A 13,057-nucleotide genomic window follows, 5' to 3' on the forward strand; every position below is an offset into this window, starting at 1 on the left:
TCACCCTCCTGCGAACGGCGGGAGCACCTCGACCGTGCCGCCCTCGGCCAGCCGTACCGTCTCATGTCCGCGGGTGCCCACGGGGTCACCGTCGATGAGGAACGAGCATCGCAGCAGCACGCGCGCCAGTTCGCCGGGGTGTCGCTCACGCGCCGCGTCCAGCGCCTCGGCGAGGGTCGCCGCGTCGTACGGCTCCTCGGCGACCCCGGCCGCGGCCTTCGCGGCGGCCCAATAGCGCACCGTGACCTTTGCCATCTCGTCCCTCAAGTCCCTCGGCGGATCGGCATCCGCGCGTCAACACCTCAGGCTAGCCCGCCTGTGCGGCCGCCCAGTCCCCGATCCGGGTCAGGAGGGCGTCGGGCGCCGCGTGCTCGGCGTGGCCCATCCCCGGCTCCACCCAGAGTTCGCCGTGGTCACCGGCGGCCGCGGCCAGCATCCGGGGGTGGTCCAGGGGGAAGTAGCCGTCCTGGTCGCCGTGCACGATCAGCAGTGGGGTGGGGGCGATCTTCGGCACGGCCTGCACCGGTGACAGCGGGACCGGACGCCACTCCTTGTGATGGATGCGGGTGCGCAGGCCGTAGCGGCCCACCAGACGGCCCTCGGGGCGCGTCACCAGCCAGTGCAGCCGGCGCATGGGTGCCGTGCCCCGGTAGTACCAGCGGGCCGGCGAGCTGACCGAGACCACCGCGTCCACACCCCGGTGCAGCGCCGCGTGCCGCAGCACCACCGAGCCGCCCATGGAGAAGCCGACGGTGACCACGCGCGCGTGGCCCAGTTCCCGCGCCCACTCCACCGCGGCCGCCAGGTCCAGCACCTCCCGGTCGCCCACCGTCGAGCGCCCGCCGGAGGCTCCGTGGCCCCGGAAGGAGAAGGTGACGACGGCGCCGTGGCGCGCGAGCGCGGCCGCCACACGGCGCACGTGCGGGCGGTCGACGTCGCCCGTGAAGCCGTGTGCGACGACGAACACCAGGTCACGGGAGGGCGACGCGGAGGCGTCGTATACGACCGTGCCCGGGTTGTATACGGAATCGATCGGAATCCCGTCGGCCGTGTGCAGAAACGTCCGCATAGGGGCGCGTACAGCCGTCTCGGGATTCGGACGAACGGTGGAACGTGCCGTACGACCTGCCGGACCATTGCTCATGTGGGCTATTCTGCTGGGTATGAGGACTCGGGCAGCGTAGCCCCCGGGTCCTTTTGTGCTTTCGGAAGCGTTGTATACGAAGCGGGAAACCGCGGGTGTACGGGGCCCCGGGACCGCAGAGCAGTACCGCAAACGTCCTCGCAGGGACCGAGGAGGAACAAGACGTATGAGTTCTCTGCTACTCCTGACCAACGCCCTCCAGCCGTCGACGGAGGTGCTTCCGGCCCTCGGCCTGCTCCTGCACAACGTGCGGGTCGCCCCGGCGGAAGGACCGGCGCTCGTCGACACGCCGGGCGCCGACGTCATCCTGATCGACGGCCGCCGTGACCTCCCCCAGGTCCGCAGCCTGTGCCAGCTGCTGCGCTCCACGGGCCCCGGCTGCCCTCTCGTCCTCGTCGTGACGGAGGGCGGTCTCGCCGCCGTCACCGCCGACTGGGGCATCGACGACGTACTGCTCGACACCGCGGGTCCGGCGGAGGTCGAGGCACGGCTGCGGCTGGCCATGGGCCGGCAGCAGATCGTCAACGACGACTCCCCCATGGAGATCCGCAACGGCGACCTGTCCGTGGACGAGGCGACCTACTCCGCCAAGCTCAAGGGCCGGGTCCTGGACCTCACCTTCAAGGAGTTCGAGCTCCTGAAGTACCTCGCCCAGCACCCGGGCCGTGTCTTCACGCGCGCGCAGCTGCTGCAGGAGGTCTGGGGCTACGACTACTTCGGCGGCACCCGGACCGTGGACGTCCACGTACGACGGCTGCGCGCCAAGCTGGGTCCGGAGCACGAGTCGCTGATCGGAACCGTCCGGAACGTCGGTTATCGATTCGTTACTCCTGAGAAGGGCGACCGCTCCTCGGACGAGGCGAAGGCCAAGGCGGACCGGTCAAAGCCCGAGAATGCGGACTCATCGGCCTCCCTGGGCGCCGCGGAGGTCCCGGCCGACGCCTAGCCGGCACTCGGGCAAGGCATTGCTTCCGCACAGGGAAGCTTCGATACGCCCTGCCCAGAGCGGGTCCATCCGCGTAGACTCCGCGCGTGGCCAAGGTGACTCGGGATGATGTGGCGCGGCTGGCGGGAACTTCCACCGCCGTGGTCAGCTATGTCATCAACAACGGACCCCGGCCGGTCGCCCCGGCCACGCGCGAGCGTGTCCTCGCCGCGATCAAGGAACTGGGGTACCGGCCCGACCGGGTCGCCCAGGCCATGGCCTCACGGCGCACCGATCTCATAGGCCTGATCATCCCGGACGCCCGCCAGCCCTTCTTCGGGGAGATGGCGCACGCGGTCGAGCAGGCCGCCTCCGAGCGCGGAAAGATGGTTCTCGTCGGCAACACCGACTACGTCGGCGAGCGCGAGGTCCACTATCTGCGTGCCTTCCTCGGTATGCGCGTCTCGGGCCTGATCCTGGTCAGCCACGCGCTCAACGACCTCGCCGCCGCCGAGATCGAGGCCTGGGACGCCCGGGTGGTCCTGCTGCACGAGCGGCCCGAGGCGATCGACGACGTCGCCGTCGTCACGGACGACCTCGGGGGCGCCCACCTCGCCGTACGCCACCTGCTGGAGCACGGCTACGAGTACGTCGCCTGTGTGGGCGGCACCGCACAGACCCCGGCCGTCGGCGACCCGGTCTCCGACCACGTCGAGGGCTGGCGGCGCGCGATGGACGAGGCGGGGATCCCGACCGAGGGCCGGCTCTTCGAGGCGCCGTACAACCGCTACGACGCGTACCGGGTCGCCCTGGAGCTCCTCTCCGGCCCCGACCGCCCTCCCGCGGTCTTCTGCTCCACCGACGACCAGGCGATCGGCCTGCTGCGGGCGGCGCGCGAGCTGCGCATCGACGTTCCCGGGGAGCTGGCCGTGGCAGGCTTCGACGACATCAAGGAAGCGGCGCTGGCCGACCCGCCCCTGACGACCGTTGCTTCGGACCGCTCCGCGATGGCCCGTGCCGCCGTGGACCTCGTGCTCGACGACGGTCTGCGGGTGGCGGGGTCCCGGCGGGAGCGGCTGAAGACCTTCCCGTCACGGCTGGTGGTCCGCAGTTCCTGCGGCTGTGAGTGACGCGGGCGTGGGCGGTGTGCCTCAGGCGTCCATGAAGGATCGCTGAGAACCCTCGCCGAGCTGCGAGAAGCTTCTTTACATCGGGCAAACGAGGTTCTGCCGGGCTTCTCAGGGAGCACTCAGGAAGCTCTCATGGTTGCGGGCAAAGCTCTATCCATGACCGAGAGCTTCCGCCGCAGCGGCGAGTACGAGAACCCCCCGGGTGACGCCCATCAGGGCGCGTACCCCCAGCAGCAGCACGCCTCCGCCCCCGTGAACCCCGAGTGGCCGCCCCCGCCGGCGTACCAGGCCGTACCGCCGGCCGCCGTCGACGGTCACAGCACGTACGACGCTCCCGGTGCCTACACCGGCCACGCCGGTCACGGCAGCCACGGTGGCGACACCGCTCTCCTCTCCCCCGTCGCCGCGCCGCCCGCGCCGCCCGCGCCGCCCACGCCGAAGAAGAAGCGTCCCCGGGGCCCGGTGGCGCTGCTCGCCGCGGTGGCGATCGTCGCGGCGGCCGTGGGCGGCGGCACGGCGTACGCCTTCCAGGAGCTGACCGGCAAGGACACCGTCGCCTCCAGCAGCACCAGCACCAATGTGGTGCCGGCCGGCAAGAAGGGCGACGTCGCCGCGATCGCCTCCGCCGTCAGCCCGAGCGTGGTGGAGGTCGTCGCGACCCTCAGCAACGGCTCGTCCACCGGCGCCGGCGTGATCATCACCTCCGGTGGCGAGGTCGTCACCAACAACCACGTCGTCTCGGGCGCCTCGTCGATCAAGGTGCGGACCAGCGACGGCAAGCAGTACACGGCCGAGGTCGTCGGCACGGACAGCTCAAAGGACCTCGCCCTCATCAAGCTGAAGGACGCCTCCGGTCTCACACCCGCGACCCTCGGCAACTCCGACGGGGTCCAGGTCGGCGACTCGGTCGTGGCGATCGGCTCCCCCGAGGGCCTGACCGGCACCGTCACCAGCGGCATCGTCTCCGCGCTCAACCGTGACGTGACCGTCTCGACCGGTGAGAACCAGGGCCAGGGCGGCGACGGCCAGTGGCCGTTCGAGTTCGGCGGCCGGGAGTTCAACGGCGACACGGGCTCGGCCACCACGACCTACAAGGCGATCCAGACCGACGCGTCCCTCAACCCCGGCAACTCGGGCGGCGCGCTGATCGACGGCGCCGGCCACATCATCGGCATCAACTCGGCGATGTACTCGTCCGGTTCGGGCTCGTCGGCCTCGGACGCGGGCAGCGTCGGCCTCGGCTTCGCGATCCCGATCAACACCGTCAAGTCCGACCTGGCCAAGCTGCGGGCGGGCTCCACCAGCTGACAGGCCCTCGCGCGGGCAGTAGGGAGTACGTCATGATCAAGCAGGTTTCGCACTCCGTGGCCGTATCCCAGGACCCGGCCGGCGTCGCCCTGGCCCTCCAGGTGGCGTACGAGCTGCACGCACCGGCCGCGGCGGACCGGGCCCCGGAGGTCGCGGCCCCCCAGATGATGGGCCTGCGGCTGCCCGCGGCCCGCCCGCACCGCCACAAGATTCCGCTGAAGCGGCTGACCACGATGCGCGGCTGATCATCCCGCGCCCACGGTCGCGCGTGCCCCACAGCCCCGAAACATGCGACGCTGAGAGACGCCCCAGCGACCGCCCCCACCGACGACCACCCCATTCGCACCCCCACCGCATCCCACCGCACCCCGAGGAATCGCGAGCGATGAGCCCCGCCGATGGCGACCGTGACACCCAGCGCATCCTGATCGTCGACGACGAGCCGGCCGTGCGCGAAGCCCTCCAGCGCAGCCTTGCCTTCGAGGGGTACGACACCGAGGTCGCGGTCGACGGCGCGGACGCCCTGGAGAAGGCGACCGTGTACAAGCCCGACCTGGTGGTCCTGGACATCCAGATGCCCCGGATGGACGGCCTGACGGCGGCCCGCCGCATCCGCGGCGCGGGCGAGACGACTCCGATCCTGATGCTGACGGCCCGCGACACGGTCGGCGACCGGGTCACCGGGCTCGACGCGGGCGCCGACGACTACCTGGTCAAGCCGTTCGAACTGGACGAGCTGTTCGCCCGTATCCGCGCGCTGCTGCGGCGCAGCTCGTACGCGGCGGCCGTGATGGGCGCGGCCCAGGAGGACGAGGCGCTCACCTTCGCCGACCTGCGCATGGACCTCGCGACGCGTGAGGTCACGCGTGGCGGGCGTCAGGTGGAACTGACCCGCACGGAGTTCACCCTGCTGGAGATGTTCATGGCACACCCGCGCCAGGTCCTCACCCGGGAGCAGATCCTGAAGGCGGTGTGGGGCTTCGACTTCGAGCCGTCCTCCAACTCCCTGGACGTCTACGTCATGTACCTGCGCCGCAAGACCGAGGCGAGCGGCGAGCCGCGACTGGTGCACACGGTGCGGGGCGTGGGGTACGTGCTGCGACAGGGTGGGGCGGAGTGAACATGCTCGCGCGCCGGTTCCGGGCGCTGCCGATCAGGGCACGGCTGTCCATGCTGGTGGCGGCGGCGGTGGCGTTCGCGGTGGCGGCGGTGGCGGTCACCTGCTGGTTCATCGTGCAGGGGAAGCTGTACGACCAGCTCGAGAACGACCTGCAGAAGGCCCAGTTCACGAGGGGGCCCATCGAGCAGCCGATCAGCCAGCAGCAGGTCAACCAGCTCGCGGACGCGCTCAACAACTGCACGCAGACTCCGCAGAACATATTCAACGGCGGCTACCGGAACACCTACTCCCAGGTGGTCCAGCCGGACGGGACGCCCTGTCTCTTCCTGACCTCGGTGGGCAGGATCAAGGTCACCCAGGCCGACCTGGACGTGATCAAGAACGCGAGCAGCCGTCAGGGGATCTTCCGCAACGGTACGGACCAGGACGGCAACGCGGTGCGCGTGATGACCGTGCCCTTGACCATCAATGACCGGAACACGGGCACGACCACCAGCTACGCCATCATGGCGGCCGTACCTCTCAAGAGCACCGAGTCCACGCTCAACGACCTCGCCCTGATCCTGCTCCTGGTCTCCGGTGTCGGAGTCATCGGCGCCGGAGCCGCCGGTCTTGCCGTCGCCCGGGCGGGTCTGCGCCCCGTCGACAAGCTCACCGAGGCGGTCGAACACGTCGCCCGCACGGAGGACCTGGGCATCCGCATCCCGGTCGAGGAGGACAGCGACGACGAGATCGCCCGCCTGTCCCGCTCGTTCAACTCGATGACCACGGCCCTGGCCAGCTCCCGCGAGCTGCAACAGCAGCTGATCGCGGACGCGGGCCACGAACTCCGCACTCCCCTCACCTCTCTGCGGACGAACATCGAACTCCTCACCCGGAGCGAGGAGACGGGCCGTCCCCTCCCGCCGGGGGACCGCAAGGCGCTGCTGGCCTCGGTGAAGGCGCAGATGACGGAGCTGGCCTCACTCATCGGCGACCTTCAGGAGCTGTCCCGCTCGGCGGGCCAGCGCGGCGAGCGCGTCCAGGTGGTCGCCTTCCACGACACGGTGGAGGCGGCCATGGTCCGAGCCCGTCTGCGGGGCCCGGAGCTGACGATCACGGCAGACCTGAAGCCCTGGTTCGTACGCGCGGAGCCCTCCGCCCTGGAGCGGGCGATCGTCAACATCCTCGACAACGCGGTGAAGTTCAGCCCCGACGGCGGCACGATCGACGTCCAGCTGGCCGACGGCGTCCTGACCGTCCGCGACCACGGCCCCGGCATCCCCGCCGACGAACTCCCATACGTCTTCGACCGGTTCTGGCGCTCCCCCAGCGCGCGGGCCCTGCCGGGCTCGGGCCTGGGCCTGTCCATCGTGGCCCGCACGGTGCAGCAGGCCGGTGGCGAGGTCACCCTCGCCCGGGCGGACGGCGGCGGCACGGTGGCGACGGTACGGCTGCCGGGGGCGGCTACTGCTCCGCCGGAGGTTCCGTAGGGGGTTCGGTTCCGAGCCAGAAGATTTGCTCCACCACGATCTGGGGATCTTCCATGCGGCGGACGAAGACGTACCTCAGCCAGCCCTGTCCGTTGTCGAACAAGCAGATGTGACGGCCCTTCGGCTCAGTGGACCGGATTGGCCGCACCGTCATGCCATCGGGAAGGCCCCCATCGGTCTCGACGCCGCGGAAATATGGGTCCTTGGCAGTGACCAGTTCGGCGCGCGCGGCGTAGACCATTTCCCGCACGTGCACGGGCAGCGCTCAGCAAGAGCATCGAGCCGCCAGTCCATCTGCCAGGGCGGTCCCATGAACCCGTCGGTCACTCGCCGGGCTCCAGTTTTTGCACGCGATGGTGGATCTTCGCTGCCTCTTCGAGGAGGGCCTTGGCCTCATTGATGTCGGTGCACTCGTACGCGGCCCGGTGTTCGAGATCATGCACGTGCGCGTCCAGCTTGGGGTCGCGAGCAAGGGCGTACTCGCCCCACCACAGGGCCACGAACGCCGGCACAGGGCCCAGGTCGTCCGTATCGGCGATCGCCCACTTCCAGTGCTCGTCGAAGTCGCGGAGGAGCTGGGGCGTGTACTGGGCGATGGCCTCGCGCAGCGCCTTCGGCGTCCGCTCGGGCATGGGAGGGACGACCGACTCGGATTCCGCAGCGTGAGCAGCCATGACCGATGTCCTCCTTCGACGCGCCGTGTCTACGACCATAACCGCCTTGCACCCTTTGCATCAGTAGTTCGTGACCTGGCCGTCCCCTCGGCCGGAAGATCAACGATGGCGTAAGCGCGGCATCGAAAACGAAACACTCGAAAGTGTCACCCGAAGGTGTGAGAACCGACTTCGCCCACTCCCGGCAACCTTCCCGCCCTTCGCGGCAACTCCAGTTCACCCCACACGACCATCGGGACCGGAGTCGCCCATGAACCCCCGCACCCCCGCCACCGCCGGCGCTGCAAGGCCCTCGCCGTCGGGCTGCCCCTCGCGCTGACCGCGGCCGAGTCCCTGACCTACGGCCTCTTCGGTGCCGCGACCCAGCCGCAGGCCTCCGCCGCCACCACCGTGCCCGCCTGGGCCACCGCCGGCGCCGACGGGTTCGCCTCCGTCAACGCTCTCGGGCAGAACGGGACCTACGGCGGCCGGGGCGGGCGGGTCGTCACCGTCAAGACGCTCGCCGACCTCGAGCAGTACGCCACCGCCAGTGACCCGTACGTCATCGTCGTCGCGGCCGCCATCCGCATGGACCCGGTCGGCAAGGAGATCAAGGTCCGGTCGGACAAGACCATCATCGGGTCCGGCACTTCCGGGCAGATCGTCGGCGGCGGCTTCTTCCTCGGCCAGGGCGTCCACAACGTGATCACCCGGAACCTGACCATCCGGGACGCGTACCAAGGGGTGTGGAACGACAAGGAGCACGACTACGACGGCATCCAGATGGACGGCGCCCACCATGTGTGGATCGATCACAACGACATCCGGCACATGGCCGACGGGCTCATCGACAGCCGCAAGGACACGACGTACCTGACCGTCTCCTGGAACAAGCTCAGCCAGGAGAACAAGGCGTTCGGCATCGGCTGGACCGACCACGTCACCGCGGACATCACCGTCCACCACAACTGGATCCGCGAGACCGAACAGCGCAGCCCTTCCACGGACAACGTGGCCCACGCGCACCTCTACAAGAACTACCTGGAGGACGAGGCGGGGACCACCATCAAGTCCTCGTACGGCAACTACGCGCGCGGCAGGACCAACATGCTGCTGGAGAACTCCTACTTCCAGGGCATGAACAACCCCGTCATCCGCGACAGCACCGCCACCCTCGTCCAGCGCGGCAACCAGTTCTCCGGTACGAGCGGCAGGAACGAGAGCGGGGGCAAGGGCGCGGCCTGGGACCCGAAGCGCTACTACCCGTACACCCTCGACAAGGCCGGCGACGTGCCCGCCCTGCTCAAGTCCGGTGCGGGGCCCCGTACTTCCCCCGGTACGACCGCCACCGCCACCACCAAGGCGGCCGCCACCACGCTCACCGTCGCCCGGGACGGCAGCGGACAGTACAAGACCGTGCAGGCCGCCGTCGACGCCGTACCCGCGAACAACGCCTCCCGTGTCGTCATCTCCGTGAAGCCGGGCACGTACCGGGAGACCGTGAAGGTGCCGGCGAACAAGCCGCACGTCACCATCCGGGGCACGGGCGGCAGCCGTAAGGACACGGTGATCGTCCACAACTACGCGGCGGGGACCACCAAGCCCGACGGCTCCGGCACCTACGGCACCCCGGGCAGCGCCACCGTCTCCCTCCAGGCCGACGACTCGCAGCTGCGCAATCTCACCGTCACCAACGACTTCGACGAGGCCAGGCACCAGGACATCGCCAATCAGGCGGTCGCGCTGCTGACGTCGGCCGACAAGGTCATGCTGGACTCGGTGATCATCGACGGCGACCAGGACACCCTGGAGATGGAGACGGCCGCCAAGGACAGGACCGGCCGCGTCTATGTCACCAACTCCTGCGTCACCGGCAACGTCGACTTCGTCTTCGGCCGGGCGACGGCCGTGATCGACAAGTCCGTCATCACGCTCAAGAAGCGCTGGAACGGCACCTCGGCCGGCTATGTCACGGCCCCGTCGACTCCCGCCGGCCGCAAGGGCATCCTCATCAACCGCTCGACCGTCGGCGGCGACGTCTCCGCCGCGAGCTTCTTCCTCGGCCGCAACTGGCACCCCGGCGGCGACACGACCGTCGACCCGCAGGCCACCGTCCGCAACAGCACCCTGAGCGCCGCGGTCAAGTCCACCCCGTGGTCGGACATGGGCGGCTTCAGCTGGAAGGACGACCGGTTCGCCGAGTACAAGAACACCGGCGCCGGTGCGGGCGCGGCGAGCAGCAACCGCCCGCAGCTGACCGACGCCCAGGCCGCGAACCAGGAACTCGCGGACTGGCTGGGCGACTGGACGCCTACGGCTTCCTGAACGCGTCTACCGGGATCGGGGGCCGTGAGCCGCGGGTGTGTCCCCCGGCTCACGGCCCCTTCAGCGAGCGCTGAGCGCTACTGCACGATCGTGATCCGGTCGGCGGCCGGAGGCGCGATCGGCGCGGTGGCGGAGGAGTTGGCCGTCAGGTACTTCTCCAGGGCGGTCAGATCGTCCGTGCCGACGAGGTCGCCCGTGCCCTGTCCGAGGGTGGGGAAGCCGTCGCCGCCGCCCGCGAGGAAGCTGTTGGTGGCGACGCGGTAGGTGGCGGCGGGGTCGACGGCGGCGCCGTTCAGCCGGATCGAGTCGGTGACCACCCGGTCCGCGCCCGTCTTCGTCAGGTCCAGCGTGTAGGTCAGGTCGGCGGAGGGCTGGAGGATCTTCGGGGCGGCCGTGTTCGCGCCGCTCACCTGCTCCTTGAGCACCTGGATCAGCTGGGCCCCGGTGAAGCTCTGCAGGTTCACCGTGTTGGAGAAGGGCTGGACGGTGAAGCCCTCGGCGTAGGTGACGACACCGTCGCCCTCGGCGCCCTTGGCCGCGTAGGTCAGGCCCGCCCGGACGCCGCCCGGGTTCATCAGCGCGAGGTCGGTCTCAGGGTCCAGCTCCTTGCCGTACGCCAGCTGCGCGTCCGCGATCAGGTCGCCCATCGGGGACTCGGTGCCGGTGTTGTTGATGTCGGCGGAGATGTAGCCGATGGCACGGTTGCCGATCGGGGCGGCCAGGGTGTTCCACCTGCCGATCAGCGCGGTCATGTCGGGCGCCTTGGGGACGTCCCGGGTGACCACGTGGTTCGCCGACTTCACGGCCGTACGGGCGATGTCACCCGTGCGACGGTCGTACGTCAGCGTGGTGTCCGTGTACAGGCGGCCGAAGGACGCGGCCGAGGTGACCATGCGCGGCTTGCCCGACGGGTCCTTGATGGTGCACACGTACGCCGTGTGGGTGTGGCCGGTGACGAGCGCGTCCACGGCCGGGGTGACGTTCTTGGCGATGTCGACGATCGGGCCGGAGATGCCGTCACCGGCGCCGGGCGAGTCGCAGTTGTAGTTGTACGAGGAGGAGGCCGGGAAGCCGCCCTCGTGGATCAGCGCCACGATCGACTTCACGCCCTGGCGCTGGAGCACCTTGGCGTACTTGTTGATCGTCTCGACCTCGTCCTTGAACTTGAGGCCCTTGACCCCGTCGGCGGAGACGATGTCCGGGGTGCCCTCCAGCGTGACGCCGATGAAGCCGATCTTGACGTCCTTCTTCTTCCAGACCCAGTACGGCTTGAGGATCGGCTTGCCGGTCTTCTCGTCGAGGACGTTCGCGGCGAGGTAGGGGAAGTCCGCGCCCGAGAACCCCTCGTTCGAGTAGCAGCCGTCCGTCGGGTGGCAGCCGCCGTTCTGCAGCCGGGCCAGTTCCTTGGCGCCCTCGTCGAACTCGTGGTTGCCGACGGATGTGACGTCCAGGTCCAGCTTGTTGAGCGCCTCGATGGTGGGCTCGTCGTGGAACAGGCCGGAGATGAGCGGGGAGGCACCGACCATGTCGCCGCCGGCCGCGGTGATGGAGTACGGGTGGCCCTGGCGGGCCCGGCGCAGATGGGTGGCGAGGTACTCGACACCGCCCGCGTCGATGTTCTTCGTCGTGCCGTCCTCCTGGAGTTCGGCGACCCGGCCGGAGGAACCGGCCGGCGGTTCGAGGTTGCCGTGCAGATCGTTGAAGGAGAGGAGCTGGACGTCCTGGTAACGGCTCGGCAGATGATGTCCGCCGCCCTTGTTGTCGTGGGCGTTCGCGGGCAGCGCGGCGGCCAGTGCGGCGGCGGTGGCGAGGCTCGCCGCGGCCGCCAGCAACGCGTAGGTACGGCGTCTGGCAGGGCGTGGCGATTGGGACGTGGCCGGCATGGGACCCCCCTGTGGGTCGGCTGTGGTGAGTGTCCGATCGGGCGCAGCCTAGGGTCAACGCGCGTAGCGCGACAGGGGGTTCAGGGTTACGTCCAGGTTTCCCTTTGCCTGTTCCTTGCCGCCACTTTGCGGGGACCGCGCCGTACCCTCATACGCATGACCAGCGACGACGACACCGTACGGCCCTTCCACTCCCGTTCCATCGAGACCTACTCCGCGCTCTCCCCGGACCAGGCCGAGGCCGTGGTCGGGCTGCTCGCGGAGGCTGCCCGGTCCGACGGTCAGCATCCGGTGTCCGAGCAAGGGCGGCTGCGACTGCGCGGAGGCGCGCGCGAGGGCGTCTCCCATCTGCTGCTGACCGTGGACGGCGAACTCGTCGGCTACGCCCAACTGGAGGACACCGATCCGGTGGAGGCGCCGGCCGCCGAACTGGTCGTACATCCCTCGCACCGCGGACACGGACACGGGCGGGCGCTCGGCTCGGCCCTGCTGGCCGCGTCCGGCAAGCGGCTGCGGGTGTGGGCGCACGGCGGGCACTCCGCGGCCCGGCATCTCGCGCAGGTCCTGGGGCTGACCCTGTTCCGTGAACTACGGCAGATGCGGCGGCCGTTGACCGATCTGGAGCTGCCCGAGCCGAAGCTGCCGGACGGCGTGACCGTACGCACATTCGTGCCGGGGCGGGACGACGCGGCCTGGCTCACGGTGAACGCCGCCGCCTTCGCGCACCACCCGGAGCAGGGCTCCCTCACCCAGCGCGACCTGGACGACCGTATGTCCGAGCCGTGGTTCGACCCGGCCGGCTTCTTCCTCGCCGAGCGGGAGGGCGAGCTGGTCGGCTTCCACTGGACCAAGGTGCACGCCACGGAGGGCATCGGCGAGGTGTACGTCCTCGGGGTGGCCCCGGGCGCGCAGGGCGGCGGGCTCGGCAAGTCCCTCACCACGATCGGCCTGCGCCACCTGGCCGCGCGGGGGCTGTCCACGGCGATGCTCTATGTCGACGCCGACAACAAGTCCGCGGTGTCGGTGTACGAGCGGCTCGGGTTCGTGACGCACGAGACCGACCTGATGTACCGGACCGAGACCTGACACACCCTCCA

13 protein-coding genes are annotated in these 13,057 nt (G+C 69.9%); 8 read left to right on the top strand and 5 right to left on the bottom strand.

Going from position 1 to position 13,057, the window contains the following annotated elements; translation table 11 throughout:
* Positions 1-255: a MoaD/ThiS family protein gene (locus tag N8I87_RS18795; RefSeq protein ID WP_263210273.1), complete on the bottom strand. Its 255-nt coding sequence runs from the start codon at positions 253-255 to the stop codon at positions 1-3.
* A gap of 52 nt (positions 256-307) precedes the next feature.
* Positions 308-1,144, bottom strand: a complete 837-nt coding sequence (locus tag N8I87_RS18800; RefSeq protein ID WP_263210275.1) for an alpha/beta hydrolase — start codon at positions 1,142-1,144, stop codon at positions 308-310.
* Positions 1,145-1,310: 166 nt separating this feature from the next.
* Between N8I87_RS18800 and N8I87_RS18805 the strand changes: the two genes are divergently transcribed.
* From N8I87_RS18805 to N8I87_RS18830, 6 genes are all read left to right on the top strand, one after another.
* Positions 1,311-2,090, top strand: coding sequence for a winged helix-turn-helix transcriptional regulator (locus tag N8I87_RS18805; RefSeq protein ID WP_263210277.1), 780 nt, complete (start codon positions 1,311-1,313; stop codon positions 2,088-2,090).
* A gap of 86 nt (positions 2,091-2,176) precedes the next feature.
* Complete coding sequence (locus N8I87_RS18810; protein ID WP_263210279.1) at positions 2,177-3,199, top strand: LacI family DNA-binding transcriptional regulator; 1,023 nt, start codon at positions 2,177-2,179, stop codon at positions 3,197-3,199.
* A gap of 156 nt (positions 3,200-3,355) precedes the next feature.
* On the top strand, positions 3,356-4,507 hold the full coding sequence (locus tag N8I87_RS18815) for a S1C family serine protease (protein ID WP_263210281.1): 1,152 nt from the start codon (positions 3,356-3,358) through the stop codon (positions 4,505-4,507).
* Positions 4,508-4,539: 32 nt separating this feature from the next.
* Positions 4,540-4,752 (top strand): hypothetical protein, encoded by a 213-nt coding sequence (locus N8I87_RS18820; protein ID WP_263210282.1) that lies wholly within the window; start codon positions 4,540-4,542, stop codon positions 4,750-4,752.
* A 140-nt stretch (positions 4,753-4,892) separates the two neighbouring features.
* Complete coding sequence (locus N8I87_RS18825; protein WP_263210284.1) at positions 4,893-5,627, top strand: response regulator transcription factor; 735 nt, start codon at positions 4,893-4,895, stop codon at positions 5,625-5,627.
* A gap of 2 nt (positions 5,628-5,629) precedes the next feature.
* Positions 5,630-7,099 (top strand): sensor histidine kinase, encoded by a 1,470-nt coding sequence (locus N8I87_RS18830; protein ID WP_263210285.1) that lies wholly within the window; start codon positions 5,630-5,632, stop codon positions 7,097-7,099.
* On the opposite strand, the gene N8I87_RS18835 is transcribed toward N8I87_RS18830, so the two are convergent.
* A complete protein-coding gene (locus N8I87_RS18835; RefSeq protein ID WP_263210286.1) occupies positions 7,074-7,340 on the bottom strand; it encodes a hypothetical protein in 267 nt (88 codons plus the stop codon). The two genes, N8I87_RS18830 and N8I87_RS18835, sit on opposite strands and share 26 nt — an antisense overlap.
* An 82-nt stretch (positions 7,341-7,422) precedes the next feature.
* Positions 7,423-7,773: a DUF6247 family protein gene (locus N8I87_RS18840; protein WP_263210288.1), complete on the bottom strand. Its 351-nt coding sequence runs from the start codon at positions 7,771-7,773 to the stop codon at positions 7,423-7,425.
* Between the two features lie 231 nt (positions 7,774-8,004).
* Between N8I87_RS18840 and N8I87_RS18845 the strand changes: the two genes are divergently transcribed.
* A complete protein-coding gene (locus N8I87_RS18845; protein ID WP_263216538.1) occupies positions 8,005-10,077 on the top strand; it encodes a pectinesterase family protein in 2,073 nt (690 codons plus the stop codon).
* 77 nt (positions 10,078-10,154) lie between these two features.
* Here N8I87_RS18845 and N8I87_RS18850 read toward each other — a convergent pair whose 3' ends face one another.
* Positions 10,155-11,960: a bifunctional metallophosphatase/5'-nucleotidase gene (locus N8I87_RS18850; protein ID WP_263210289.1), complete on the bottom strand. Its 1,806-nt coding sequence runs from the start codon at positions 11,958-11,960 to the stop codon at positions 10,155-10,157.
* A 156-nt stretch (positions 11,961-12,116) separates the two neighbouring features.
* Between N8I87_RS18850 and mshD the strand changes: the two genes are divergently transcribed.
* On the top strand, positions 12,117-13,046 hold the full coding sequence (gene mshD / locus N8I87_RS18855) for a mycothiol synthase (protein WP_263210291.1): 930 nt from the start codon (positions 12,117-12,119) through the stop codon (positions 13,044-13,046).
* Positions 13,047-13,057: the final 11 nt, after the last annotated feature.

The sequence above is a fragment of the Streptomyces sp. HUAS 15-9 genome (assembly GCF_025642155.1).
In the GTDB taxonomy this organism is placed as follows: Bacteria; Actinomycetota; Actinomycetes; order Streptomycetales; family Streptomycetaceae; genus Streptomyces.

What these genes read in the sequence shown, in the direction of transcription:
- N8I87_RS18840 (WP_263210288.1), bottom strand. Translation starts at nt 7,773, where the DNA reads ATGGCTGCTCACGCTGCGGAATCCGAGTCGGTCGTCCCTCCCATGCCC.
- N8I87_RS18850 (WP_263210289.1), bottom strand. Translation starts at nt 11,960, where the DNA reads ATGCCGGCCACGTCCCAATCGCCACGCCCTGCCAGACGCCGTACCTAC.
- N8I87_RS18815 (WP_263210281.1), top strand. Translation starts at nt 3,356, where the DNA reads ATGACCGAGAGCTTCCGCCGCAGCGGCGAGTACGAGAACCCCCCGGGT.
- N8I87_RS18805 (WP_263210277.1), top strand. Translation starts at nt 1,311, where the DNA reads ATGAGTTCTCTGCTACTCCTGACCAACGCCCTCCAGCCGTCGACGGAG.
- N8I87_RS18820 (WP_263210282.1), top strand. Translation starts at nt 4,540, where the DNA reads ATGATCAAGCAGGTTTCGCACTCCGTGGCCGTATCCCAGGACCCGGCC.
- N8I87_RS18830 (WP_263210285.1), top strand. Translation starts at nt 5,630, where the DNA reads ATGCTCGCGCGCCGGTTCCGGGCGCTGCCGATCAGGGCACGGCTGTCC.
- N8I87_RS18825 (WP_263210284.1), top strand. Translation starts at nt 4,893, where the DNA reads ATGAGCCCCGCCGATGGCGACCGTGACACCCAGCGCATCCTGATCGTC.
- N8I87_RS18835 (WP_263210286.1), bottom strand. Translation starts at nt 7,340, where the DNA reads ATGGTCTACGCCGCGCGCGCCGAACTGGTCACTGCCAAGGACCCATAT.
- N8I87_RS18795 (WP_263210273.1), bottom strand. Translation starts at nt 255, where the DNA reads ATGGCAAAGGTCACGGTGCGCTATTGGGCCGCCGCGAAGGCCGCGGCC.
- mshD (WP_263210291.1), top strand. Translation starts at nt 12,117, where the DNA reads ATGACCAGCGACGACGACACCGTACGGCCCTTCCACTCCCGTTCCATC.
- N8I87_RS18800 (WP_263210275.1), bottom strand. Translation starts at nt 1,144, where the DNA reads ATGAGCAATGGTCCGGCAGGTCGTACGGCACGTTCCACCGTTCGTCCG.